The following is a 22,892-nucleotide window of genomic DNA, read 5'->3' on the forward strand; positions in this document are numbered from 1 at the left end:
TTCCCCCAGAAAGAGGTCACCCCATGCGCCTCGCCCTGGCGGCATCCGCCGCCGCTCTGCTGATCCTGTATCCGGTCACCGCCCGAGCAGCCGCCGACGGCCTGCTCTCCCAGGGACGTACGGCCACCGCGTCGTCCACCGAGTCCGCCGCCTTCCCCGCCTCGAACGCCGTCGACGGCAACCCGGGCACCCGCTGGTCCAGCGCGTTCAGCGACCCGCAGTGGCTGCAGGTCGACCTGGGCGGGACGGCCACCGTCTCGTCGGTCGTGCTGGAGTGGGAGGCCGCGTACGCGAAGACCTTCAATCTCAAGATCTCCACCAACGGCAGCTCCTGGTCGGACCTGCGCACCAGCGTCGCCGGCACCGGCGGACGGCAGACCGTCGCCGTCTCCGGCTCCGGCCGCTACGTCCGGCTCGAGTCGCTGACCCGCGCCACCCAGTGGGGGGTCTCGCTCACCGAGTTCCAGGTGTACGGGACGGGCGGCGGCACCGCCCCCACGCCGACGATCCCGCCGGGCGCCGTCCGCGTCGCGGAATTCCTCGCCGACTGCCCGTTCAGCCACCGCCTGCCGGACGACCCGATCGTGTTCCCGAACATGCCGGGCGCCTCGCACATGCACAGCTTCTTCGGCAGCGAGGTGACCAACGCGAACTCGACGGTCACCGACCTGTTCAACGCGAACAGCAACTGCAACCCGTCCATCGACAAGTCGTCGTACTGGATCCCGACGTTCTACCAGAACAACGTGCCGGTCGAGCCGACCACGGGCATCTTCTACTACCTCGGCGAGGGGGTCAGCGACGCGCTGATCGCGCAGACCCAGCCGCTGCCGTTCGGCCTGCGCATCGTGGCCGGCAACGCGCGGGCCACCGGGCCGGGCGACAACACCATCTCCCGCTGGTCCTGCCTGCACGCGGGCGAGGTGGGCTCGTCGCACGACTTCGTGACCTGTCCGGCCGGCACGATGCTGGAGTCGTACCTGGACTTCCCGCACTGCTGGGACGGGGTGAACCTGGATTCGCCGGACCACAAGAGCCACATGGCGTACCCGGTGAACAACGCCTGCCCGGCCACCCACCCGGTGGTGGTGCCGAAGCTGCGCCAGGTCATGCGCTATCCGGTCAGCGGCAACCCGGCCGGATTCCGCCTCGCGTCCGGGGCGGGCTACACGATGCACGGCGACTTCTTCAACGCGTGGCCGGTGGACGAGATGGCCCGCCGGGTCAACGACTGCATCCGCGTCATCGTCAAGTGCGGCACGAACGGTCGTCCCTGACATGGCCGCCCCGGCCGCCGAGGCCCCCGGCCCCGGCGGCCGGGGCCCGGAGAGCGCCGCCGCCGGTCGCAGCGCCGGCGGCCGAGGCCCGGAGAGCGCTCTCAGGGAGATCAGGGCCGGTGCTATAACAGAGCCCATGAACACCCGGGCAGGTCGCGGGGGCCAGAACCCGACGATGGACCAGGTCGCCGAGGCGGCCGGGGTCTCCCGGGCGACGGTGTCCCGGGTCATCAACGGCGCCCCGAGCGTGGACGCGAAGATCCGCGAGATGGTCGAGCGGGCCATCGCCGAGACCGGTTACGTGCCGAACGTCGCGGCCCGCTCGCTGGTCACCCGCAAGTCCAACTCGGTCGCGCTGGTCATCTCCGAGCCCGACCGGCCGTACGACGCCTCGTTCCTCAACCGGATCTTCACCGACCCGTACTTCGGCCGGATCACCGCCGGGGCGACCGGCGCGCTGCGGCCGCACGACATCCACCTGGTGATCATCCCGACCGATTCCACCGACCACCACCACGTGCTGCGCTACCTGCGCCAGGGGCACGTCGACGGGGTCCTGCTGATCAGCAGCCACGACGAGGACCCGCTCCCCCGGCAGGTGCACGACCTCGGCATCCCGGCGGTGGTCTCGGCCCGGCCCGCGTCCCCGCTCGCGGCCAGCTTCGTCGACGTGGACCAGCGGCTCGGCGCCCGGCTCGCCGCGGAACACCTGCTGGCCCGGGGCTGCCGGCGGCTCGCCACGATCAGCGGGCCGCTGGACATGCCGGCCGGGCTGGACCGGCTCGACGGCTTCCGGTCCTACCTGGCCAACCGCGGCTACACCGAGGTCCCGTCCGTGGAGGGCGACTTCACCCGGGGCGGCGGCGAGGACTGCGCCCGCCGCCTGCTCACCGACCATCCGGACATCGACGGGCTCTTCGTCGCCAGCGACCTGATGGCCGAGGGCGCGCTGCGGGCGGTGCAGGACCTGGGCCGCCGGGTGCCCGACGACGTGGCCGTGGTCGGCTTCGACGACAGCAGCGCGGCGCTCGACTGCCGGCCGCTGCTGACCACGATCCGCCAGCCGGTCGAGGAAATGGCGGCCGAGATGGCCGAGGTGCTCATGGCCCACATCGCCGCGCCGGGCCGGCTGCCGCGCTCGGTCACCTTCCAGCCCACGCTGGTGATCCGCGAGTCCGCCTGACGTGGGCGACCTGCTGATCAACCTGCTCGCCAGCGTCATCGCCGGCGCCGCGGTCTGGATCGCCCAGTTCGCCGTCCGGCGCCGGCGGCTCGACCGGGAGCGCGCGTTCTTCGGCCTGACCGCCGGCGCCACCTGCCTGCTCGTCGCCTCCCGGCACGCCACCTCCAACCGCGAGCACAGCGTCCACCGCCGGGACGTAACCGCGCTCGTGGAGCTCGCGACGATCGTCCGCGAGTGCGGCGCCCGCCCCGACCTCATCGGCGGCAACGACCCGGTGCACGAGCTGGGCCGGGTCGCCGAGTTCTGCGTCGGCGGCCCCGGCCCGAACCCCCGCTCGGCCGCCCACCTGCACACGGTCCTTCTGGGCGTCGAGTACGCCGAGTACGACTGGCAGCACGCCGGCGGCGCCAAGCTCGCCTTCACCGTCGGCGGCCACGAGTACGTGCACACCCCCGAGACCGGGTACGCCCTGCTCGCCCGCTTCTGGGGCCCGGCCGGCGGACGCCCGGTGGTGTACCTCGGCGGGCTGACGGCCGGCGGCAACCTGGCGACCGCCCGCCTCCTCGCGACCCGCCACCGCGAACTCGTCCGGAAGTACGGCACCGACCGGCCGTTCTGCCTGGTGCTGCGGGTACGGGAGCCGGCCGCGTACGGCACCGACTTCACCGAGATCGTCGCCGACGTGAGCGACGTCGCGTTCACCGCGCCGCCGGCGGGAGAAGACTGAACCCACGGACATACTCGTCGCCGGCCGCCGGCCGCCCCGAGGCCTCACGGTCGAGCTGTTCGGCGGCGAAACCCCCATTGCCGAGGCGGTCGCGGCGCTCTGACCCTAGCCTGGCGCATATGGGGGCATCGGGGGAAACACTGACGAGCGGCAACGAGGCGCTCTACGAGGCGGCGTTCCGCACGGGTGACTACCGCGACGCGGAGGCGACCTTCACCGGCCTGCTGGAACGCGCGCGGGAGACCGGCGACCGCGCGCTCGAGGCCGCGGCGCTCGACCGGCTCGGCATGCTCGGGCACTTCCGCGCGCTGGAACGCGACCTCGCCGACGCGGACACCGAGGCCGAGGAGCGGCTGTTCCGGCAGGCGCTGGACATCCGCCGCGAGCTCGGCGACCCGGCCGGCACGGCGGAGTCGCTGTTCGGTCTCGGCCTCGTGCACCAGGTGCTGCGCGGCGACTGGGAGACCGCGATGCCGTACTTCCGGGAAGCCCTGGAGCTGGCCGAGAAGCACGGCGACCTGCTGCTGCGCTCCGAGGTGCACCGCCACATCGGTTTCTACTACACGGTCGGCGACCTCCAATCCGACCTGGCGCTGCACCACCTACGGATCTCCCACGAGCTGCGCGCCGAGCTCGGCGACCCGCGCTGGATCCCGGGCGGCACGGTGGCGCTGGGCCTGGCCGAGATCGCCGACGGGCTGCGCGAGCAGGGCCTCGCCCACGTCCGCCGGGCGCTGGAGGAGGCCCGCGACGCGGGGCTGAGCCCGCAGCGCGTCGAGTGGATCGAGAAGCTGGCCGGCGATCTTCGATGATTCAGAACCGGCGTTCCGGGGAAAGCGGCGCTCGTGCTGAAACTGACAGTCCCGGCCGTGCTGCTGCTCGGGCTGGCGGGCTGCGGATCGGTCGGGGGTGAAGCCGCCTCCGCCGTCGCGGTGCGGCTGCTGACGGCCGTGGCGAGCGACGACGGCGCGACCGCGTGCGCCACGCTCGCCCCGCAGACCCGCGCCGAGCTCGAGGAGTCCGCAGGGCAGCCGTGCGACCGGGCGATCCTGGACGAGGACCTGCCGGCACCCGGCACGGTCACCGGCACCGACGTCTACGGTCAGTGGGCCCAGGTACGCCTCACCGGCGACACCCTGTTCCTGGCCACCTTCCCGGACGGCTGGCGGGTCGTCGCCGCCGGCTGCACGCCTCGCGGCAGCCGGCCGTACGACTGCGCCGTGCAGGGAGGCTGAGCCATGCGTGCGCTGTTCATCCTGCTGCTGGTCGTGGTCGGCACCGGGCTCGCGTACTTCATCGCGCTGGGGGTGCTGCACCGGTGAAACGCTTCGTCAAGGAGAACGCCCTCGGGCTGACCTTCGGCCTGCTGTTCGTGGTGGTGCTGGCCGGGCAGGCGTACGCCGGCCTCGCCGACTACAACCAGCAGCAGCTCACCGAGGGCCTGCCGCGGATCTCGTTCGCCCGCTACGTGACGTCGGCGAGCTTCGGCGCCGACGTCGCCGAGAACTGGCAGTCGGAATACCTACAGTTCTTCCTTTTCATCTTCCTGACCGTCTGGCTCGTGCAGAAGGGTTCGCCCGAGTCGAAGAACCTGGACAAGGTCGGGCGCGAGTCCGACCAGGACCAGAAGATCGGACCGTACGCCGACGAGAACTCGCCGAAGTGGGCCCGGGCGAGCGGCGTCCGGCTGTTCCTCTTCGCCAACTCGCTCGGCCTCGTCATGGGCGCGATCTTCCTGCTCTCCTGGATCGCGCAGTTCATCGCCGGGCGGGCCGCGTTCAACGAGGAGCAGCTGGGCAACCTCGAGGACCCGATGAGCCCCGGGCAGTACCTGATGGCGCCGGACTTCTGGAACCGTACGCTGCAGAACTGGCAGTCCGAACTGCTCGCCGTCGCATCCATGGCGATCCTGGCGATCTATCTGCGCCAGCGCGGCTCGTCGCAGTCCAAGCCGGTGGGCACGGCGCACACCGCGACCGGCGTGGAGGGCTGAGACCGGGCGCTAGGCTGGCCGATCGTGATCCCCCGCCGACGCACCCGGGTAGCCGTCCAGCTCGCGCCGCAGCACGCCACCTATCCGGCGATCCGGGAGGCCGCCACGGCCGCCGACGAGCTGGGCGCGGACGCGATCTTCAACTGGGACCACTTCTTCCCGCTCGGCAAGGTCCGCGAGGGCCCGCACTTCGAGTGCTGGACGACGCTCGGGGCCTGGGCCGAATCGACGCGGCGGGCGGAGATCGGCGCGCTGGTCAGCTGCGTCGCGTACCGCAACCCCGACCTGCTGGCGGACATGGCGCGCACGGTGGACCACGTCAGCGGCGGCCGGCTGATCCTGGGGCTGGGCGCCGGCTTCCGCGAATGGGAGTACACCCGGTACGGCTACGAGTTCGGCACGCCGGCGGAGCGCGTACGGGATCTCGGCGACGCCCTGCACCGGATCGAGCGGCGCTTCGCCGTCCTGAATCCCCCGCCGGTCCGCAAGATCCCGATGCTGGTCGCCGGGGGCGGGCCGAGGACGCTGCGCCTCGCCGCCCGGTACGCCGACATCTGGCACACCTTCGCGGCCGGCGACGAACTGGGCGCGAAGGCGGAGCTGCTCGACCGGCACTGCGCCGAGCTGGGCCGCGACCCGGGCGAGATCGAACGGTCCGCGTTCGTCAGCGGCGATCCGCACGAGGTGGCCCCGGACCATCTGGCGCGCGGCGTCACGTTCTTCGTCGTCATCGCCTCCGGCCCGGACTACGACCTGGACGAGCTCGCCCGCTGGATCGCCTGGCGCGACGCCTCGCCCCCGCGTTGATCGGGGCGGCTCGGGCGGGTGGCGGCCCGTCCCGAGCGGCCCCGGCGGTCAGCCGGCCAGCAGGCGGCCGACCGTTGCCGCGTGGTCGTCGCCCAGGGCGGCCCGCAGCGCCGCCGCGGTCTCCTCCGGAGTCAGCTCGCCCGCGCCGAGCGAGTCGAGCGCCGACTGCGGGTCGATCTGCCGGCCCACCGCCTGCCCGCTGCCCTTGAGCAGCGCGTCCACCCCGGCCTGCACGTTGTCGACCCGGTCGCGGATCTGGTAGCCGACGATCGACGCCACGATCGCCCGGTTCAGCGCCCACGCGGGCCCCACCGTCGGGTTGCTCGCCGCGTCGCCGCCGGGGTTCACGATGCCGCCCGGGCGGGTCTTGCCGTTGGCGTCCTTGCCCGGGTCGTATGTCAGCACGGCGCGGGCCAGGGCCTCCCGGCCGGCGGTGCTGCGCGCCCACTCGGTCATCCAGGCGGTGAACTCGCTCTTGGTCACGTCGTCTGCCTCCAGCAGTCCCCAGGCGCGGGTGTCACGCTCCTGGGCGGTCGTGTAGCGCGCGGAGAAGTGCGCGTGCTCGGTGTGGGCGCTCGCGCCCGTGTACTCGCGGGCCGTCCAGCCCCAGGAGCGGGACCAGATGCGGCGGTTGTAGATGACGTTCTGCAGCCGGTTGTCGCGGCCCTCCCGGTGCCGGGTGACGATGATCTCGACGCACTTCGTCATGGTCCAGCCGGACTTGCGCAGGCCGGCGTCCACGTCGATGGCGTGGACCTCGTTGGTGTTGTCGCTGTCCTCGTACGGCGTGTTGCCGGTCTCGTCGGGGTTGTGGTCCGACGAGCTCGCCGAGTGGGAGGTGTCGCCGATGGAGCCGTCCGAGGACTTGTCCCGGCCCGGCGCCAGCCGGTTGAACTCGTCACGCAGGGAGACCAGGCACGGCACCAGAATCCAGCTGGCCATCCGGTTGCTCCTCCCAGGGGTCGGGGACGGGGTCGCCCGCGTACTGCTCGGCGGGGCCGGGATCGTGGTCCGGGGCGTACTTCTCGCCCGCCGCGAGGTCCTGCTCGCGGAGCGGTTCCTGGCGCTGCGGGCCCGGAGGGTCGGTCATGCGGTAAAGCTCCTCATCGGTCGGTCGGACCGGTTGGCCCGATGATGGCGCGATTTCGGGGGGCCTGAGTACCCCTACGGAGGGACCGCGATTCCGGTTCACCCGGAATCATCGCCTTCTGCGAAACTCCGGGCCGTCGTATCCGAGGGTCATCGGGAGATCACCGCGAGGTGGTCGGCACCGAGGTCGCCGGCATCGGTACGCGGCAGTACGGTGACTGCATGTTGATCAGTTGCGGCTGCCCGGTGTCCGGGGTGTGGGCCGATCCGCTGTCGGTGACCGGCTTCGCCATGCGCGCCGAGGAGCTCGGCTATCACGGACTGTGGGCGTTCCAGCGGCTGCTCGTGGGCGAGAACCAGGACCTCGCGCCGGTCTACCACAGCGTCCTCGACCCCATGCTGGCCCTCACGTACGCGGCCGCCCGCACCACCCGCATCCGGCTCGGCGTCGCCGTGATCAACCTCCCGTACGTGGCGCCCGCGTACCTCGCGAAGCAGGCCGGCACCCTGGACGTGCTCTGCGGCGGCCGGTTCGACCTGGGCCTCGGCACCGGCTGGTCCGACGTGGAGTACGCCGCCACCAACTCCGACCCGAACCCGCGCGGGCGCCGCACCGAGGAATACCTCACCGTGCTCCGGGGCCTGTTCACCGGCCGGCCGACCGCCTTCGACGGCGAGTTCTACCGGGTGCCGCCGAGCACCATGGCACCGGCGCCCGTCCAGCCCGGCGGCCCGCCGATCCTGCTGGGCGGCACCGCCGACATCGCGCTGCGCCGGGCCGGCCGGATCGCCGCGGGCTGGGTGAGTAGCAGCCGGGCCAGCCTCCAGGACATCGCCCGGGGCACCCAGATCGTGCGCCGCGCCGCCGAGGAGGCCGGCCGGGACCCGGACTCGGTGCGGATCGTCGTCCGCGGCGTCGTCCGCGCCGGGCTGCGCGACGACGCGGTGCCCCTCTCCGGCACCTGGGACCAGATCCGGGCCGGGGCCCAGCTGTACGCGGAAGCCGGCGTCACCGAGCTCTTCTACGACCTCAACTGGGACCCGTTCATCGGCTCCCCGGACGCCGACCCGCGCGCCGCCGGGGAACGCGCCGAGCAGATCCTCACCGCCCTCGCCCCGAACGGCTGAAGTTCTCCCGCATACGTGTCAACCCAGGTCACCGGTCCTATCGCCGTCGCGCCGGACCGGGAAACCTGGCGTCCATGAAGCGCCGCCTCGCCGCCCTAGCCGCCGCCGTCACCGCCACCGCAGCCCTCACCGGCTGCGGGGCCCTGACCGGCTCCGACCCCGACACCGCCTCGGCCGCCACCCCCGCCCCCGCCTCTCCCACCCCCTCCTCGGGCAGTGGGCTGGGTGATTCCGTGAAGGACTCCGGCGACCTGCCCGACCCGTGCACGCTGCTCAGCGACGCCGAGGTCAAGAGCCTCACCGGGCGCGGCATCACCCAGACCGACGAGGACGGCGCCCGGCCCGGGGACGCCTCCCGCTTCTGCCAGTGGCAGCAGCCCGGCGGCCAGCTCGCGGTCTTCCTCACCCGCACCACCGAGTCGGACTTCCAGGTCAAGATCGCCGAGGCCGAGCCGGTGGCCGGCGTGGGCGAAGATGCCTTCGCCCTCGCCGGCCACCTGTACGTGCTCTACGGCACCGCCTCCATCGACGTCTACGTCCGCGGCGACAGCGACGAACAGAACCTCGCCAAGGCCAAGAAGGTCGTCAAGGTGCTGATGGACCGGATCTGACCCCCGCATCCTCCTCGATCGGCGTCAGCCGGATGCCGATCGAGGCGGGGTCGCCGCTGTGCACCAGCGACTCCTGGTTGGCAACGCGAACGCCTTGCCGTCGGCCATCAGCTCGTGGATCACCTTGGCGTCCAGGTTGGCCGGCTCCACCGCCTCCTGCACCCCCGGCACGTCGACCAGCGACACCATCCCCCGGCGCTTTTCCCCCGTTAGCACACGGCTGAATCTTTCGCGCTTTACGACGTCTTCCCAGCTCAGCGCCCCGGCTCCGGAAAAGTCACGGTGGGCTGTTTCTTCGGGCCGTCGTGCGTCGCCCGCAGCGCGCTCGGCTATCCTCTCGATCTCATGAGCACGCCCGCCTCCCCCGCGCCGGGGGTCTACCACTCCCGCTCGAGGGTCACCCGCAACCGGGCCGTACTCGCCGCGGCCGGGGTGGCGCTCGTCCTGCTCGGCTACCTGATCGGCCGCCTCCAGGGCGGCCCCGGCGACGCGGCAGCCGCCGTCCCGCCCGGCGCCCAGGGTTCCTCCGCAGCCGCGCCGGGCGCCCCCGGCGCCACCGTCCCGGGCGACGCCCCGGCGCCCTCCGCCGACGACCCGCAGGCCACCGAGCCGTCGTCGGAACCCCCGGCCCCGGAGGGCGGCACGGACGCCTACGGCACCATCCAGGCGGAGAGCGCCACCAACCAGCAGGGCCTCCAGTACGAGGACACCCAGGACGAAGGCGGCGGCCAGAACGTCGGCTACGTCAACAACGGCGACTGGCTGCGCTACGACGACCTCAACTTCGGCACCACCCCGGCAACCCGGTTCGCGGCCCGCGTAGCCTCGGACGTGGGCGACGGCGTCACGGGCCAGCTCGACATCCGCCTCGACTCCCCCACCGCCCCGCCGGTGGGAGGCCTGACGGTGGGCAACATGGGCGGCTGGCAGAACTGGCAGACCCAGTCGACCGTCATCATGCCGGTGACCGGAAAACACACGGTGTTCCTGACATTCGCCAGCCAGAGCGGCACGGAATTCCTCAACCTGAACTACTTCGCCTTCAGCCACTGACCCGACGCCCACCGGCCGACCCGCCCGCTCAGCGGCCCATCGGCCCCGCAACGCAGCCGGCCCCAGCGACCCGCCCGGCCCAGCAACGTCCCCGGCCCAGCAAACCCGCCCGGCCCAGCAACGTCCCCAGCCCAGCGAACCCGCCCAGCCCAGCAACGTCCCCAGCCCAGCGAACCCGCCCAGCCCAGCAACGTCCCCGGCCCAGCGACCCCCGGCACCGCCGACGCGGGTGCCGCACGCATCACCGGCCACGGCGGATCGGCCCGGCGCATCGGGCGGGGTCAGGGGCGGGGCGAGGCCATGCGGAAGTCGTCGAAGTCGAAGCCGGGCGAGACCACGCAGCTGACCAGCACCGGCTCCTCGCCCGCCGGGGCCGCGCTCTGCCACACCCCGCCAGGCACCAGCGCTTGCGGGTTGCCGGCGTGCAGGCGCACCACCTCTCCCGGCTCGGACGGGTCGGGGCCCGAGCCGCCGAGGCGCAGCTCCAGCTCGCCGGAGTGCAGGAACCACAGCTCGTCCGACGTGACCACGTGCCACGCCGAGGATTCGTCCGGCTGGAGCAGGAAGTAGATGGCGGTGGCGGTCGCTCTGCTTCCGGCGTACCCGGAAGGTTGGAAGACCGTCGCGGACCGGAAGGTCTCGCGGAACCAGCCGCCCTCGGGGTGGGGTTGGAGGTCGAGGGTCTCGGCGAGCGGGGGTCGTTTCGTCATGCATGACTGTCTACTCCTCGCGGAGCCGCGGATCGATGTGATCCTCATTGCTTGTGGACAACCGCCCGGAGTGGCCAATCCTTCGAACACGTGTACTAAGATGGCTGCGTGACCGACCGGGCGACCATCCTCCATGCCGACCTCGACTCGTTCTACGCGTCGGTCGAGCAGCGGGACGATCGTGCCCTGCGAGGGCGGCCGGTGCTCGTCGGCGGCGGCGTGGTGCTCGCCGCGAGCTACGAGGCGAAGGCGTTCGGCGTGCGCACGCCCATGGGCATCGCGCAGGCGCGGGCGTTGTGCCCCCAGGCGGTCGTCGTGCCGCCCCGGATGAAGGCCTATTCCGCGGCGAGCAAGGCGGTGTTCGAGGTGTTCCGCGACACCACCCCGATCGTCGAGGGCATCTCCATCGACGAGGCGTTCCTGGAGGTGGGCGGGCTCGAGCGGATCCGGGGCGCCCCGGCCGGCATCGCCGCGGATCTCCGGGTGCGGGTGCGCGAGCGCGTCGGCCTTCCGATCACCGTCGGGGTGGCCCGCACCAAGTTCCTGGCGAAGGTGGCGAGCGGCGTCGGCAAACCCGACGGCCTGCTCGTCGTCCCACCCGGCGGCGAGCTGGCGTTCCTGCACCCGCTGCCGGTCGAGCGGCTGTGGGGCGTCGGGCCGGTCACCGCGGGTAAGCTGCGCGACCGCCAGATCCGCACGGTGGGGCACGTGGCCCGCATCGGCGAGGCGGCCCTCGTGGCAATCCTCGGCGCGCACGCCGGACGGCACCTGCACGCCCTGGCCCACAACCGAGACCCCCGTCGCGTACGGGTAGGGCACCGCCGCGGCTCGATCGGCTCCCAGTGCGCGCTCGGCCGCCGGCCCCGGCCGTTCGACGAGATCGACGCGACCCTGGCGGCACTGGTCGACCGCGTCACCCGCCGCATGCGCGCCGCTGACCGCGCCGGCCGCACCGTGACCCTGCGCCTGCGGTTCGGCGACTTCACCCGCGCCACCCGCTCCCGCAGCCTGCTCAAGGCGACCATGCAGACCCGCACGATCCTGGAAACGGCCCGCGCCCTGCTGACCGCCGCCCGCCCTCTGATCGAAGAACGCGGCCTCACCTTGGTCGGCGTCGCGGTCGGCAACCTGGACCGGGACGGGGCGGTGCAGCTCGAGCTGCCGTTCGACGACCCGCACGACGACAGCCTGGACGCGGCACTGGACCTGGTCCGGGACCGGTTCGGCTCCAGCTCGGTCACCCGGGCGGCCTCCCTGGGCCGCGACCTCAACCCGTCCGTGCCGATCCTGCCCGACTGAGCAGGCGCGGTCAGAGCGGGCGGAGCAGGTCCGGGCAGGCAGGCCGGGGGCGGGCGGCACGGCGGGCCGTGAGCGCGCAGCCGGGCGACGGCCGCGCCGCCGCACGGGTGCGCCGAGCGGCACGGCACGCCGGGTGGGCGGCCGGCACGGCAGGCGGGCGGCACGGCGCGCCGGGCGGTGCGCGGGCGGCACGCCGGGCGGTGCGCGGGCGGCACGCCGGGCGGTGCGCGGGCGGCACGCCGGGCGGGCGGTGCGATGGGCAGCGCGGTGCGGTCTGGTGGGCCGGGCAGCGCGGTGCGGTGGGATGGGCGGGCGACCGACGGACCGGGATGACGGCTACGCCTACGCTGCGCGGGTGGATGCGAAGCTGACCCGGAGGCGGCCGTCGCGGCGGCTTGTTCTTCTGGGTGTCGTGCTGGTGTTGGTGGTCAGTGCGCCGTGGATGTGGACCACCGCGGCGGCTGTCGGGCATGTTCATGAGGTGGCCGACGCGCCGGAGGCTGAGGTGGTCATCGTGCTGGGGACGACGGTCGGTGCGGGCGGGCAGCCGGAGGCTCGGCTGGCCGGGCGGCTGCGGACCGCCGCCGAGTTGGTTGCCGCAGGGCGGGCTCGGGTGGTGCTGGTTTCCGGGGACGGGGGTGGGGATTCCGGGGACGAGCCGGCCGCCATGACGGCGTACCTGACCGGGCAGTTGGGGGTTGCGGCGGAGCGGGTGGTGGCCGACCCGGACGGGCTGGACACGTACGACTCCTGCATCCGGGCGCGTGACGTGTACGGCGTGCGGCGCGCCCTCATCGTCACCCAGTCGTACCACCTGTCCCGTGCGGTGACGCTCTGCCGGAGCCTGGGCCTCGACGTGGACGGTGTTGCGGCGAAGTGTGACGGATGTGGAAAGGCGCTGCTGGCCGAGAAGACGGTGCGCGACTACTTCGCCAGCGGGAAGGCCGCCTGGGATGCCGTGCGGCAGCGGCCGCCCGCGGTCAGCTCGCCGCCAGATCCCGCGGTGCGCAACGCGCTGGCCGGGGCCTGAGCCGCTACCGTCGCGGAGGAGGTCGTGGGTCGGGGGCCGGGCCGGGAGACGAGAAGGGTGACCGTCGCGGAGGAGGTCGTGGGTCAGGGGCCGGGCCGGGAGACGAGAAGGGTGACCGTCGCGGAGGAGGTCGTGGGTCAGGAGCTGGGCCGGGAGACGAGAAGGGTGACCGTCGCGGAGGAGGTCGTGGGTCAGGAGCTGGGCCGGGAGACGAGAAGGGTGACCGTCGCGGAGGAGGTCGTGGGTCAGGAGCTGGGCCGGGAGACGAGAAGGGTGACCGTCGCGGAGGAGGTCGTGGGTCAGGAGCTGGGCCGGGAGACGAGAAGGGTGACCGTCGCGGAGGAGGTCGTGGGTCAGGGGCCGGGAGACGAGAAGGGTGAGCGTCACGACGAGCGCGATGGTCACGTACGCCCGGCCCGCCCGCGAATGGCTGCCGGACATCGGCGGGAGATCGCGCCCATGCCGAAGACGCACGAGTCCGCCCGGTCGTGCGGCGCGGGCCGGCGCAGGGATTCCATCACCCGCTCGAGGTCGTCCCGCGCCGTCCCCATCGGACAACCGGCGGTGCGGTTACGCCACGGGCCGAATGCTTGAACGGGAGAGGCCGAGCTGGGCGCGGCCCGTCTCGCCGAGGTCGTCGAGCGTCGGGCGGCCGGTCCAGTTCGTCTCGTAGTTCTCGGGGGCGAAGTCGCTCGGGCTCTCGCCCTTGAGGAACGCCTCGCCGCAGCGGGCTGCGTAGGCCGCGTTCTTCTCGCACCAGGGGCTCGCGGGGATGTACATGACGTTGCCCCAGCCCTTCTGGTCCTGGACCGCGCCCACCGAGTGGATCATGTCGCCGTGCCACCAGACGGTGTCGCCGGGTTCCACCGCGGGGATGGGGGTCAGGGCCGGGACGAGGGCGGGATGCCAGCGTTCGCTGATCGGGAGGGCCTGGCCGTTGGCGGCGCCGCACAGGTCGTCGTCGGCCACGTCGTCCTGGAGGGCGCGGAGCAGCAGGTACGGCATGGCCGCCGGGATCGGGACCACGTGCAGGACGCCCTCGGTCGGGGCCATGTCGGACAGGGCGGTCCAGCCCTGGAAGGTGCGGAACGCCGAGCACATCACCGTCGACTCGTACTCGTGGACCTCGGTGCGGTACGCGCCGTCCCACGGGTCGTACGCCTCGACGTCGCCGTTGAAGACGTGCCGGAACACGTTCTGGTACGCCGGCAGCAGCCACCGCTCGACGGAGCCGGAGTCGGTGTGCGCGGACAGGCCGGCCGAGTTGCTGCCCGGTTCGCGCCGCCGGACCCGGTCGGGGTACGCGGTGTCGCGGGTCGGGTCGAACCACACCCGGCCCTGCGACTCGTGTTTCCAGAAGGAGTTGAGGAAGCTGCGGACGGCGACCATGTTGCCGTCCTCGCGGGCCTCCATCTGCGGCCGCGACCAGTAGATCGGGAAGATCGACGGCTTGCCCGCGGCGAGCCCGCCGAAGATGCCGTCGTCGAGGTAGCGGTAGGTGCCGGCGAAGTCGTTGCGGTCCAGGTACGACACCAGCTCGGCATCCCAGGCCTCGGCGCGGGCCCGCGGGAAGGTGCCCTTGACGACGGCGCAGCCGCGGCGGCGGACGGCCTCGACGAGGTCGGCGGGGACGGTGCCGGCGGCGATGTCGGAGAAGCGCACGACCGGCCAGATCTCCTCGCCGGCGTCGCGGCGGGCGACCAGGTCGCCGACCTCGGCGCGCACGGCGGCCTCGGCGCGGGCGAACGCCCCGGCGTAGTCGCCGATCCGGGCGCGCAGGGTGGCCTTGGCCGCACGGATCGCGGCGGGCATGTCGGTCGGTGCGGTGGCCATGGCGTACCTCCGGAAGAATTTGATTAGGTCACCTAACTAGAAACTGCTCTAATCTAGAAGGCCGAGCAGGAAGATCACAAGGGGTGCGCGTGACACAGGCCCGGGCGCTGCCGCAGACCGTGCTGCGCGAGGCCACCGATCGCCGGCTGCTGGACGAGACGATCCGGCAGGGCCGGACGACCCGCGCGGAGCTCGCCGACGTGACCGGGTATTCGCGGCCGACCGTGTCGGAGGCGGTGCGGCGGCTGGTCGGCAGCGGGCTGCTCGACGCGACCGGGCTCAAGGAGACGGGCCGGCGCGGCCGGGTGGGCACCTTCTACTCGCTGGGCGCGCGGGCCGGGTGGGTGCTCGGGCTCGAGCTCGACCAGTCCGGGGTGCACGCGCGGTCGGCCGACCTCGCCGGGCGGACCCTCGGCGACCTGCGCCGCCCGCCGACCCCGCCGGGCGACCGGGACGCCCTGGTGGCCGGCGTACGGGCCGCGGTGGGCGCCGTGACCGGCGGCGAGGGGCCGTTGCGGGCGGTCGCGGTCTCCATCGCCAACCCGGTCGACCCGCTCACCCACCAGACGGTGCCGCTGGCGGGCACGCCGTTCCCCGAGGGCCTGCTGAGCCCGGGCGAGATGATCGGCGACCTGCTCCCGGCCCCGATCCTGGTCGACAACGACGTCAACCTCGCCGCGCTGGCCGAGCACCGCACCGGGCGGGCGGCCGGGGCGCCGAGCTTCGCGTACGTCTACGTGGGCGCCGGCCTCGGCGTCGGCCTCTACCTCGGCGACCAGCTGATCCGGGGTGCGCACGGGCTGGCGGGCGAGATCGGCTACCTCCCGGGCGTGAACGCACCCACCCTCGCCGGGGATCTGGCATCACGGGGGCTGGCGCGCTCGGACGCGCCGTCCAACGACGTGGCGGCGCTGCTGCGCGCGCTGGACGACGGCGACGAGCGGATCCTGACGGTGCTGGCCGACGCGGTGGGACGCGCGATCATCTCGGTGGCGGCGGTGGTGGATCCGGCGCTGGTGCTGCTCGGCGGGCCGGTCGGCACGCACCCCGCGCTGCTGCCCCGGGTCCGGGCGGGGCTGGCGTTCCCCGGCCCGCTGGAGGTGGAGCACGGCACCCTCGGCACCGAAGCGGCCCTGACCGGCGCCCTCCACCTGGCCGTCGAGCACGCCCGGGCGGCAGCCGTCGCTAGCGGGCCAGGGACGCGAGGATGATCTCCCGGGCGGCGTGCAGGGTCGTCGCGAACGCCGCCGGGTCCCGGCCGAGGCGTTCGGCGCCCGAGCGCATGACTCCCGACAGCAGCTCCACCGCGAGCTGCACGTCCCCCACGTCGCGGAACTCCCCGCGGGCGACGCCGTCCCGGACCACGCTCTGCACCTCGACCACGATCTCGTGGAACGGGGTGTCGGGGCCCTTCGGCAGGCGCGTGCCGGGGCGGAACATGAGCTGGAGCGACTGGTCGGTGAACGCCGCCAGCACCACCTCGATGATCTCCCCCAGCCGCACCGCGGCCGGCTCCGGCGAGCGGGCGGCGATCGCGGACACCCGCTCGACGGTGGGCCGGCCCGCCCGCCGGGTCAACGCCTGCACCAGCGCGGTCTTGTCCGTGGCGTAGTTGTACAGGGTGTTGCGCGCGAGCCCGGCCCGGGCGGCGATGTGGCCCATGGTGATGGCGTCGTAGTCGCGTTCGAGCAGCAGCTCCCGCATCGCTTCGGCGAGGTCGGCCCACACCATCTCGTGGTGCTCCCCGATGCTGGCTCCCCGGATCCGCGGCATCCGATCATCCTCCCCCAGCCCGTCACCCCCGGGCGAGGGCGGCCACCAGATCCGCGTTCTCCTGGTGCGACGCGGTGAGCTTGACGCTGCTGAGCCGCCACCCGGCCGGCGTGCGTACCGCCCGGTTGTCGTAGAAGCCGATCACCAGCCAGCGGCGGGATCCCTCGCCGGGGAGCCAGTGCTCGGCACGGACGTGCGCGTGGATCGTCGCGCTGTCGCCGTCGAGCTCGATGACGTGGCCGCTGATGACGTGGTGGGTCGCCACGAACGGCGCGAAGGCTCCGCGGAGCACGTCGACGTACTCGCCGAGCGGCATGGTCATGGGCGGGATCCCGGCCACGGACTCGAAGTCGAGCGCGACCGGATCGGTGAAGACCCGGCCCGGGAGCTCGGTGAATTCCTTCAGATCGGCGATGTCGGCATACCGGCTCATCAGCTCGGTCAGCTCGGCGCGGTCACTGTACGCATCCATCGGACGCCTCCTCTATACGACAACTTGTCGTAAAGATTACGACGCGGTGTATCGAAAAATCAAGGGTGGCAGACTGCACGGCGTGCGGAAGATCTACGTCATCGGGATCGGGGCCGGCGACCCCGACCATCTGACCCTCCAGGCAGCCAAGGCGATCGGGCGGACCGACGTGTTCTTCCTGCTGGACAAGGGTGAGGTCAAGGACAGCATGATCGAGCTCCGGCGGCGGGTGCTCAAGGCGTACGGGAAACCCAGCCGCCGGATCGCCCAGGGCCGTGACCCGGACCGCGACCGCGCGCCGGCCGACTACGAGGGCACGATCGCCGACTGGCGGCGCCGCCGGTCCGAGGTGACCGAGGCGCTCATCCGGGAACACCTGCTCGACGACGAGACCGGCGGTTTCCTCGTCTGGGGCGACCCCTCGCTGTACGACTCGACGATCGCGATCCTCGACGAGATCCTGGCGCGCGGCGACACGCGCTTCGACTACGAGGTGGTCCCGGGCATCAGCAGCGTCTCCGCCCTGGCCGCCAAGCACCGGATCGGCGTGAACCGGGTCGGGCAGCCGTTCCAGGTCACGACCGGGCGGCGGCTCGCCGAGGAGTGGCCGGCGAACGTCGACGACGTCATCGTGATGCTCGACGCGCACCAGACCTTCGGTGCGGTGGACGCCAAGGACGTGGACATCTACTGGGGCGCGTACCTCGGCACCCCGGACGAGCTGCTGATCTCCGGGCCGCTCGCGGAGGTCGCCGACGAGATCCGCCGGGTCCGTGCCGAGGCCCGCGCCCGGCACGGCTGGATCATGGACACCTACCTGCTGCGCCGGCGCTAGTCGCCGCCCTCCAAATCGCCCTCGGTCTCGAGGTAGACCTGCTGCAGGGCGGCGAGGGTGGCCGGGTCCGGCGTCTCCCAGAGCTTGCGGTCGGCCGCCTCCAGCAGGCGTTCCGTGATGCCGTGCAGCGCCCACGGGTTGGACTGGGTCATGAACTTCTGGTTCTCCGGGTCCAGCACGTAGGCCGCCGCGAGCTGCTCGTACATCCAGTCCGCGACCACGCCCGCGGTGGCGTCGTAGCCGAACAGGTAGTCGACCGTCGCGGCCAGCTCGAAGGCGCCCTTGTAGCCGTGCCGGCGCATCGCCGCGATCCAGCGGGGGTTCACCACGCGGGCCCGGAAGATCCGGGCGGTCTCCTCGGTCAGGCTGCGGGTCCGCGTCGCGTCCGGGTTCGTGGAATCACCGATGTACGCGGCCGGCGCCCGCCCCGTCAGCGCCCGTACGGTCGCGATCATGCCGCCGTGATACTGGAAGTAGTCGTCGGAGTCGGCGATGTCGTGCTCGCGGGTGTCGATGTTCTTCGCCGCCACCTCGATGCGCCGGTACGCCGTCTCCATGTCCCCGCGCGCCTCGACGCCGTCCAGGTCGCGGCCGTACGCGAAGCCGCCCCAGACCGCGTACACCTCGGCGAGGTCCGCGTCGCCCCGCCAGTTGCGGCTGTCGATCAGCGGGAGGATGCCGGCACCGTACGCACCCGGCCGCGAGCCGAAGATCCGGGTGGTGGCCTGCCGCCAGGTCCGGCCCGCCTCGGCGTCGGCCGTGGCGTGGGCTCGCACGAAGTTCTGCTCCGGCGCCTCGTCCAGGCCCGCCACCAGCCCGAACGCGTCGTCGAGCAGGGCCACCACGTGCGGGAACGCGTCCCGGAAAAAGCCGGAGATGCGGACGGTCACGTCGATCCGCGGCCGGCCCAGCTCCGCCAGGTCGATCGGCTCGATGCCGGTGACCCGCCGGGACGCGGGATCCCACACCGGACGGACGCCGAGCAGGGCGAGGATCTCGGCGATGTCGTCGCCCGCCGTACGCATGGCGCTGGTCCCCCAGGCGGACAGCCCGACCGACCGCGGCCAGTCGCCGTAGTCGTCGCGGTAGCGCTTCAGCAGCGACTCCGCCATGGCCTGCCCGGTCTCCCAGGCGAGCGCGCTGGGGATGGCCTTCGGGTCGACGGAGTAGAAATTCCGCCCGGTCGGCAGCACGTTGATCAGCCCGCGCAGCGGCGACCCGCTCGGCCCGGCCGGCACGTAGCCGCCGTCGAGCGCGTGCAGCACGTTCGTCAGCTCGTCGGTGGTCCGCTCGAGCCGCGGCACGATCTCGGTGGCCGCGAACGCGAGCACGTCACGCACCCGGGGGTCGTCGGTGAGGTCCGGCACCTCGTGCGGCCAGCCCGCCTCCTCCATCGCCGTGACCAGGGCCCGCGCCTGCTCCTCGACCGCGTCGGTCTCGGCGGTCGACGCGTCCTCGCGCAGCCCGAGCGCCTCCCGCAGCCCCGGCAGCGCGGCGACCTGACCGCCCCACATCTGGCGCGCGCGCAGCATGGCGAGCACCAGGTTGATCCGGGCCTCGCCGGCCGGGGCGGCGCCGAGCACGTGCAGGCCGTCGCGGATCTGCACGTCCTTGATCTCGCAGAGCCAGCCGTCCACGTGCAGGATGAACTCGTCGAACTCCTCGTCGCCGGGCCGGTTCGCCAGGCCCAGGTCGTGGTCCATCTTCGCGGCCTGGATCAGCGTCCAGATCTGCGCGCGGATGGCCGGGAGCTTCGCCGGGTCGAGGGTGGCGATGCTCGCGTGCTCGTCGAGGAGCTGCTCCAGGCGGGCGATGTCGCCGTACGACTCGGCCCGCGCCATCGGCGGGATCAGGTGATCGACCAGGGTCGCGTGCGCCCGGCGCTTCGCCTGGGTCCCCTCCCCCGGGTCGTTGACCAGGAACGGATAGATCAGCGGCAGGTCGCCCAGCGCCGCGTCGGTGCCGTCCGCCGCGGACATGCCCACGTTCTTGCCGGGCAGCCACTCCAGGTTGCCGTGCTTGCCGACGTGGACGATCGCGTGCGCCCCGAAATCGTCGGCCAGCCATCGGTACGCGGCCAGATAGTGGTGGCTCGGCGGCAGGTCGGGATCGTGGTAGATGGCCACCGGGTTGGCACCGAAGCCGCGCGGCGGCTGCACCATGACGACCGTGTTCTCGTCCCGCAGCGCGGCGAGCACGATGTCGCCGCCGTCCACGTAGAGCTCGCCGGGCGGCGGGCCCCAGTGCCGCTCCACGGACTCGCGCAGCTCCGGGTCGAGCGTCGCGAACCAGGCCGCATACCGGTCGCCGCTGATCCGTACGGTGTTGCCCTCGAGCTGCTCCTCCGTCAGCCAGTCGGGGTCCTGCCCGCCGGCCGCGATCAGCGCGTGGATGAGCGCGTCGCCGTCCTGCTCCGCGACGCCCGGGAACCGCCCGGTCCGGTAGCCGCGCTCGCCCAGCGCGGTGAGCAGGCGCACCGTCGACGCCGGGGTGTCCAGCCCCACCGCGTTACCGATCCGGGAATGCTTCGTCGGGTACGCCGACAGCATGATCACGATCCGCCGCTCGGCCGCCGGCACGTGCCGGAGCCGCGCGTGGGCCACGGCGATGCCGGCCACCCGGGACGCGCGCTCGGCGTCGGCGACGTACACGGAAAGGCCGTCGGGGTCGATCTCCTTGAAGCTGAACGGGACGGTGATGATCCGGCCGTCGAACTCCGGGATGGCGACCTGCGTGGCGGCGTCCAGCGGGGACAGCCCGTCGTCGCTCGACTCCCACGCCGCGCGGCTACTGGTCAGGCACAGTCCTTGCAGGATCGGCACGTCGAGGCCGGCGAGCACCCCGACGTCCCACGCCTCGTCGTCACCGCCGGCGCCGGCCGTCGCGGGCCTCGTGCCGCCGGCGGCGAGCACGGTCACGACCAGGGCGTCCGCCTTGCGCAACTCGGCCAGCAGCTCCGCCGACGCCGTACGCAGCGACGCGGTGAAGATCGGCAGCGGCCGCCCACCCTTCGCCTCGATGGCCCGGCAGAGGGCCTCGACGAACGCCGTGTTGCCGGCCATGTGGTGGGCGCGGTAGTAGAGCACGGCCACGGTCGGCCCGTCGCCCGCGGTGTCGCGCTCGAGCAGCCCCCAGTCGGGTGCGGGCACGGGCGCCGCGAAGCCGTTGCCGGTCAGCAGGATCGTGTCCGACAGGAAGTCGTGGACGGCCGCGAGGTTGTCCGCCCCGCCGTACGCGAGGTAGCCGTGCGCCTCGGCCGCGACGCCGGCGGGCACGGTGGAGAGCTTCATCAGGTCGGCGTCGGGTGCCTGCTCGCCGCCCAGCACGACGACCGGCACGGGCCCGGCGAGCAGCGCGTCGAGCCCCTCCTCCCAGGCCCGGCGCCCGCCGAGGATCCGGACGACGACGAGGTCGACCCCCTCGGTCAGGGCGGGCAGGTCGGCGACGGCGGTCCGGGCGGGGTTGCCCAGCCGCCACCGGCGGCCACTGGCCCGGGCGCTGAGCAGATCGGTGTCGGACGTCGACAGCAGCAGGAACACGGCTCTCCCCTCGGGGGCTGAAATGACCCGCGGCGGAAAACCGAGGGCAACCCGAGGGACCCGGGTCGAAGGAATCACGGCGACCGGAGTTCCTGGCTCCCGGGCCTGAGACAAAGACCCGGTGACAGTGGCGGGACCGCGCCGGATTCGCACCGGCTTCCTCCGCGGCGTCGCCGCACGTGGACTCCTACTCTGCCGACCGCGCGAGCCCGCGTCAACGTGAGACCCGAGGTGTGACGATGCCGACCGGGCCCGGGAAAGTGCCGGGGCCGATCCGTAGTATCCGGGCCGTGTCCTCCCCCCTCGCCCGTCCCGCCGCCGGGCCGGCCGGCCCCCCGGTGGCCGCCCGGGCCGAGGCCGACGCGTGTCCCGGCGCGCTGCGGCTGCACGACGCCGCCGACGGCCCGCTGGCCCGGATCCGCATCCCCGGCGGGCGCCTCACCGGCGCCCGGATCGCGGCCCTGCGCGGCCTGGCGCGCGAGTGGGGCGACGGCCACGCCGAGCTGACCAGCCGGGCGAATCTCCAGCTCCGGGCGCTGCGCGGGGCCCCGCCGGCCGAGCTCGCCGAGCGGCTGGCGGCGGCCGGCCTGCTGCCGTCGGCGACCCACGAGCTGGTCCGCAACATCGCCGGCTCCCCGCTGCTCGGCGACCCCGCCCCGGTCACCGCGCTGGACGCGGCGCTGTGCGCGGATCCCGCCCTGGCCGCCCTGCCCGGCCGCTTCCTCTTCGCGATCGACGACGGCAGCGGCGACGTGGCGTTCTCCGCCGACGTGGCGTCGCTGCCGTCCGGCGCGATCCTGTTCGCCGGCCGTGACCTGGGCCTGCGGGTGCCCGCCGGCGCGGCGGCCGGCGCGCTGCTGACGGCGGCCCACGCCTTCCTCCGGCTGGCCGGGCAGGACGTGGCCGCGGGCCGGCGCCGGCCGTGGCGGGTGCGGGAGCTGGCCGACGGTCCCGCCCGCATGGCGGCGGAGACGGCCGCGGCGCTCGGCATCGCCCCGGGCGAGCCCGATCCGTCGCTCCGCCGGCCACCCCTGCGCGAGCCGATCGGCATCGTCGGGTCCGGCGCCCGCGTGGCCGTGGGTGCCCTGGTGCCGCTCGGCCGGCTCGGCGACGCCGCGCTGCGGGCGCTGGAGTCCGCCCCCGAGCTGGTGATCACGCCGTGGCGGGGCGTGGTCGTGCCGGAGCTGACCCCGCCGGAGGCGCGGGCCTGGGTGCGTACCCTCGCCGGGGCCGGTCTGGACGTGAGCCCCGGCTCCCGGTGGGCCGGGGTGACCGCCTGCGCCGGACGGCCGGGGTGCGCGAAGTCGCTGGCGGACGTACGGTCGGATGCCGACGCGGCGACCCGGGCCGGTTCGGGGCTGCCGGTGCACTGGGTCGGCTGTGCCCGCGGGTGCGGGAGCCCGGCCGGGCCGCACGTGCGCGTCGAGGCCACCGGCTCCGGCTACGCCGTGGGAACAGTGGATCGACCGCCGGGCCGTCCCGTGCCGGTCGGCGAGGTGGCGGCGGCGGTCGCCGTCCTGAGGAAGGGCTGAG

Annotated in this window: 24 protein-coding genes and 1 riboswitch; of the genes, 16 read left to right on the forward strand and 8 right to left on the reverse strand. The window is 73.4% G+C overall.

Translation table 11 applies throughout. The features are described from left to right. Positions 1-23 precede the first annotated feature (23 nt). The 7 genes from CLV70_RS41305 to CLV70_RS29150 all read left to right on the forward strand — a co-directional run bounded on the left by CLV70_RS41305 (position 24) and on the right by CLV70_RS29150 (position 5,987). Complete coding sequence (locus tag CLV70_RS41305) at positions 24-1,277, forward strand: DUF1996 domain-containing protein (protein WP_106129811.1); 1,254 nt, start codon at positions 24-26, stop codon at positions 1,275-1,277. 136 nt (positions 1,278-1,413) lie between these two features. After that, on the forward strand, positions 1,414-2,460 hold the full coding sequence (locus CLV70_RS29125) for a LacI family DNA-binding transcriptional regulator (protein ID WP_170148672.1): 1,047 nt from the start codon (positions 1,414-1,416) through the stop codon (positions 2,458-2,460). Between the two features lies 1 nt (position 2,461). After that, positions 2,462-3,187, forward strand: a complete 726-nt coding sequence (locus CLV70_RS29130; protein WP_106129813.1) for a hypothetical protein — start codon at positions 2,462-2,464, stop codon at positions 3,185-3,187. A gap of 119 nt (positions 3,188-3,306) precedes the next feature. Continuing rightward, positions 3,307-3,999, forward strand: coding sequence for a tetratricopeptide repeat protein (locus tag CLV70_RS29135; protein WP_106129814.1), 693 nt, complete (start codon positions 3,307-3,309; stop codon positions 3,997-3,999). Between the two features lie 33 nt (positions 4,000-4,032). Further along, the gene (locus CLV70_RS29140; protein WP_106129815.1) at positions 4,033-4,422 is read left to right on the forward strand and encodes a hypothetical protein; all 390 of its coding nucleotides are present in this window, start codon (positions 4,033-4,035) and stop codon (positions 4,420-4,422) included. Positions 4,423-4,505: 83 nt separating this feature from the next. Further along, positions 4,506-5,180: a DUF6766 family protein gene (locus CLV70_RS29145; RefSeq protein WP_106129816.1), complete on the forward strand. Its 675-nt coding sequence runs from the start codon at positions 4,506-4,508 to the stop codon at positions 5,178-5,180. A gap of 24 nt (positions 5,181-5,204) precedes the next feature. Continuing rightward, the gene (locus CLV70_RS29150) at positions 5,205-5,987 is read left to right on the forward strand and encodes an LLM class F420-dependent oxidoreductase (RefSeq protein WP_245908521.1); all 783 of its coding nucleotides are present in this window, start codon (positions 5,205-5,207) and stop codon (positions 5,985-5,987) included. A gap of 48 nt (positions 5,988-6,035) precedes the next feature. On the opposite strand, the gene CLV70_RS29155 is transcribed toward CLV70_RS29150, so the two are convergent. Both CLV70_RS29155 and CLV70_RS29160 read right to left on the reverse strand, forming a co-directional pair. Further along, positions 6,036-6,929: a hypothetical protein gene (locus CLV70_RS29155; RefSeq protein WP_146164196.1), complete on the reverse strand. Its 894-nt coding sequence runs from the start codon at positions 6,927-6,929 to the stop codon at positions 6,036-6,038. Next, a complete protein-coding gene (locus tag CLV70_RS29160) occupies positions 6,886-7,077 on the reverse strand; it encodes a hypothetical protein (RefSeq protein WP_106129818.1) in 192 nt (63 codons plus the stop codon). The genes CLV70_RS29155 and CLV70_RS29160 overlap by 44 nt, the downstream gene beginning before the upstream one ends. Positions 7,078-7,247: 170 nt before the next feature. Here CLV70_RS29160 and CLV70_RS29165 point away from each other — a divergent pair, with 170 nt between their 5' ends. Next, on the forward strand, positions 7,248-8,204 hold the full coding sequence (locus tag CLV70_RS29165; RefSeq protein ID WP_245908522.1) for a TIGR03619 family F420-dependent LLM class oxidoreductase: 957 nt from the start codon (positions 7,248-7,250) through the stop codon (positions 8,202-8,204). A gap of 74 nt (positions 8,205-8,278) precedes the next feature. Continuing rightward, positions 8,279-8,815: a DUF3558 family protein gene (locus CLV70_RS29170; RefSeq protein ID WP_106129819.1), complete on the forward strand. Its 537-nt coding sequence runs from the start codon at positions 8,279-8,281 to the stop codon at positions 8,813-8,815. A gap of 24 nt (positions 8,816-8,839) precedes the next feature. Here the strand turns inward: CLV70_RS29170 and CLV70_RS39850 are convergent, their stop codons facing one another. After that, positions 8,840-9,031 (reverse strand): hypothetical protein, encoded by a 192-nt coding sequence (locus CLV70_RS39850; RefSeq protein WP_158277845.1) that lies wholly within the window; start codon positions 9,029-9,031, stop codon positions 8,840-8,842. A 129-nt stretch (positions 9,032-9,160) separates the two neighbouring features. Between CLV70_RS39850 and CLV70_RS29175 the strand changes: the two genes are divergently transcribed. After that, positions 9,161-9,868: a carbohydrate-binding protein gene (locus CLV70_RS29175; RefSeq protein WP_106129820.1), complete on the forward strand. Its 708-nt coding sequence runs from the start codon at positions 9,161-9,163 to the stop codon at positions 9,866-9,868. A 281-nt stretch (positions 9,869-10,149) separates the two neighbouring features. Here the strand turns inward: CLV70_RS29175 and CLV70_RS29180 are convergent, their stop codons facing one another. Further along, positions 10,150-10,578, reverse strand: a complete 429-nt coding sequence (locus CLV70_RS29180; protein WP_106129821.1) for a cupin domain-containing protein — start codon at positions 10,576-10,578, stop codon at positions 10,150-10,152. Between the two features lie 108 nt (positions 10,579-10,686). Between CLV70_RS29180 and dinB the strand changes: the two genes are divergently transcribed. The 3 genes from dinB (at position 10,687) to CLV70_RS29195 (ending at position 13,501) form a co-directional block, all read left to right on the forward strand. Beyond that, complete coding sequence (gene dinB / locus CLV70_RS29185; RefSeq protein WP_106129822.1) at positions 10,687-11,877, forward strand: DNA polymerase IV; 1,191 nt, start codon at positions 10,687-10,689, stop codon at positions 11,875-11,877. Between the two features lie 355 nt (positions 11,878-12,232). Beyond that, positions 12,233-12,907: a SanA/YdcF family protein gene (locus CLV70_RS29190; protein WP_245908523.1), complete on the forward strand. Its 675-nt coding sequence runs from the start codon at positions 12,233-12,235 to the stop codon at positions 12,905-12,907. A 57-nt stretch (positions 12,908-12,964) separates the two neighbouring features. Then, positions 12,965-13,501 (forward strand): hypothetical protein, encoded by a 537-nt coding sequence (locus CLV70_RS29195; RefSeq protein ID WP_106129824.1) that lies wholly within the window; start codon positions 12,965-12,967, stop codon positions 13,499-13,501. On the opposite strand, the gene CLV70_RS29200 is transcribed toward CLV70_RS29195, so the two are convergent. After that, positions 13,478-14,740, reverse strand: coding sequence for a YbiU family protein (locus CLV70_RS29200; RefSeq protein WP_106129825.1), 1,263 nt, complete (start codon positions 14,738-14,740; stop codon positions 13,478-13,480). The genes CLV70_RS29195 and CLV70_RS29200 overlap by 24 nt on opposite strands. An 89-nt stretch (positions 14,741-14,829) precedes the next feature. Here CLV70_RS29200 and CLV70_RS29205 point away from each other — a divergent pair, with 89 nt between their 5' ends. Next, entirely contained in the window at positions 14,830-15,951 is a 1,122-nt protein-coding gene (locus CLV70_RS29205) for an ROK family transcriptional regulator (protein ID WP_106129870.1), read from the forward strand. Here the strand turns inward: CLV70_RS29205 and CLV70_RS29210 are convergent. Both CLV70_RS29210 and CLV70_RS29215 read right to left on the reverse strand, forming a co-directional pair. Then, on the reverse strand, positions 15,926-16,513 hold the full coding sequence (locus CLV70_RS29210; RefSeq protein WP_106129826.1) for a TetR/AcrR family transcriptional regulator: 588 nt from the start codon (positions 16,511-16,513) through the stop codon (positions 15,926-15,928). The two genes, CLV70_RS29205 and CLV70_RS29210, sit on opposite strands and share 26 nt — an antisense overlap. A gap of 22 nt (positions 16,514-16,535) precedes the next feature. Next, on the reverse strand, positions 16,536-16,985 hold the full coding sequence (locus CLV70_RS29215; protein ID WP_106129827.1) for a nuclear transport factor 2 family protein: 450 nt from the start codon (positions 16,983-16,985) through the stop codon (positions 16,536-16,538). Positions 16,986-17,067: 82 nt separating this feature from the next. Here CLV70_RS29215 and cobF point away from each other — a divergent pair, with 82 nt between their 5' ends. Further along, a complete protein-coding gene (gene cobF / locus CLV70_RS29220; protein ID WP_106129828.1) occupies positions 17,068-17,820 on the forward strand; it encodes a precorrin-6A synthase (deacetylating) in 753 nt (250 codons plus the stop codon). Here the strand turns inward: cobF and cobN are convergent. Next, positions 17,817-21,359 (reverse strand): cobaltochelatase subunit CobN, encoded by a 3,543-nt coding sequence (cobN, locus tag CLV70_RS29225; RefSeq protein WP_106129829.1) that lies wholly within the window; start codon positions 21,357-21,359, stop codon positions 17,817-17,819. The genes cobF and cobN overlap by 4 nt on opposite strands. An 86-nt stretch (positions 21,360-21,445) precedes the next feature. Further along, a riboswitch (cobalamin riboswitch) is annotated at positions 21,446-21,522 on the reverse strand. Positions 21,523-21,649: 127 nt separating this feature from the next. Between cobN and CLV70_RS29230 the strand changes: the two genes are divergently transcribed. Further along, entirely contained in the window at positions 21,650-22,891 is a 1,242-nt protein-coding gene (locus CLV70_RS29230; RefSeq protein WP_245908524.1) for a precorrin-3B synthase, read from the forward strand. Position 22,892: the final 1 nt, after the last annotated feature.

The sequence above is a fragment of the Pseudosporangium ferrugineum genome (assembly GCF_003002065.1).
Classification (GTDB): Bacteria; Actinomycetota; Actinomycetes; order Mycobacteriales; family Micromonosporaceae; genus Actinoplanes; species Actinoplanes ferrugineus_A.